The sequence below is a fragment of the Clostridia bacterium genome, assembly GCA_036562685.1.
Classification (GTDB): Bacteria; Bacillota; Clostridia; order Christensenellales; family DUVY01; genus DUVY01.
In genome coordinates, this window is the sequence record DATCJR010000024.1 from 1 (window position 1) to 1,523 (window position 1,523).

At 31.0% G+C, this 1,523-nt stretch carries 3 protein-coding genes; 2 read left to right on the forward strand and 1 reads right to left on the reverse strand.

Annotation, left to right across the window (positions count from 1 at the left end):
• Together VIL26_00965 and pheA are read left to right on the forward strand one after the other, a co-directional pair.
• Nucleotides 1–360, forward strand: a 360-nt coding sequence (locus VIL26_00965) for a 3-deoxy-7-phosphoheptulonate synthase (GenBank protein ID HEY8389514.1), incomplete at its 5' end; no start/stop codon positions are given.
• Complete coding sequence (gene pheA / locus VIL26_00970) at nt 357–1,151, forward strand: prephenate dehydratase (protein ID HEY8389515.1); 795 nt, start codon at nt 357–359, stop codon at nt 1,149–1,151. The genes VIL26_00965 and pheA, both read left to right, overlap by 4 nt.
• 3 nt (nt 1,152–1,154) lie before the next feature.
• Here pheA and VIL26_00975 read toward each other — a convergent pair.
• On the reverse strand, nt 1,155–1,523 hold a 369-nt coding region (locus VIL26_00975), incomplete at its 5' end, for a hypothetical protein (GenBank protein ID HEY8389516.1).

Consider the following 1,523-nt stretch of genomic DNA (forward strand, 5'->3'; position numbering starts at 1 on the left):
AGGGGTGCTGTTGATACTAATGGTTTTCATATCGCCAATTATCATTACGAAGATGTAGTAAAGTTCTCGATTTTATATGAAAAAACAAAATTAAAAAATCCTTCTATAGTCATTGATACCAATCATTCCAATTCCGGAAAAGACGCAATGCAGCAGATCAGAATTGTCAATGAAGTTCTCAACAATAAAAAGCATTTTTCTGATTTTGCCAAGTATTTTAAAGGCTTTTTGATTGAGAGTTATCTTTTGGATGGAGCGCAAGATATTCACGGCAAGGAATTTGGAAAATCCATAACAGACGCATGTTTGGGTTGGGCTAAAACAGAAAAGCTTATTATGCAAATGGCGGATAAATTATGAAAATAAGTTATCTTGGTCCTGTTAACAGTTATTCTTATCTTGCCGCCAAAAAGATAATGTGTCCAGACGATGAAATTATAGAATATCCTACTTTTTTGGATGCAGCGTTAGCGGTAGGCGTACAGACAGATAAAGCTATATTGCCTATAGAAAATTCCTTGGAAGGTGCTGTTGGCAATACTCTAGATATTTTAGCTTGGGAATGCGAATTATATATAACCAAAGAAATCTATCTTGATATTAATCATAAGCTGATTATGAGACAATCGGGCGATTTTAATAACGTAAAAAAAATTATTACTCATTCTCAGGCATACGGCCAGTGCAGAAATTTTCTTGTCAAAAATTATCCTAAAGCTGAGGTAATATATACCTCATCTACTTCTAAGGCGGTTGAATCTCTTTCTGACGATTATACTGCAGCCATAGCAGGAGATCATAATATAAAAGAAGGATTAAAGGCTTTAGACCAAAACATACAGAACGATAAATACAATGTCACAAGATTTGTATCTCTTGAAAAGTCGCCTATAAACAGTCCAGAAAATCAAAAAATTTCTATAATTTTTGATGCTGAAAACAGACCTGGCGGATTACTTAAAATATTGCAGATACTTAATGATTATAATCTAAGTATGACCAAAATAGAATCTAGACCTTTCAAAGGCCAGTTTGGAAGCTATATCTTTTTTGTGGACTTAATCGGAAATATTAATTCTCAAAATGTTATTGCAGCATTGGATTTGATAAAAAAATCAACATCATTTTTTAAATATCTAGGGAATTATTAAATTTTATAAAAACATCATACATAAAACTGCTGTAATAATTATCATAACAATAGATTGAACGGTTTTTGATAGAAAATAAAAACTTATTTTAACTTTTGCGTTAGTCAAAAAGGTAAGATTTTGCATATGTATAGATAATCCGCCCCAGGAGATCAAAAATCCGCACAATACAGTATTAATAATTATATTACTTTTATTTTGGCATATGTTAATACAGCCGTTAGTTACTTCAATTAGTCCTCTTGTAACTCCTTCAGAATAGTTTTGGTCAATATTAATAAGTCTAAATAACGCTTCAAATGTTTTTTCAAATGGATATGTTATATAAAAGTCATTAAAAAGGTCAGATAGCATATAAAATATGCTTATAAA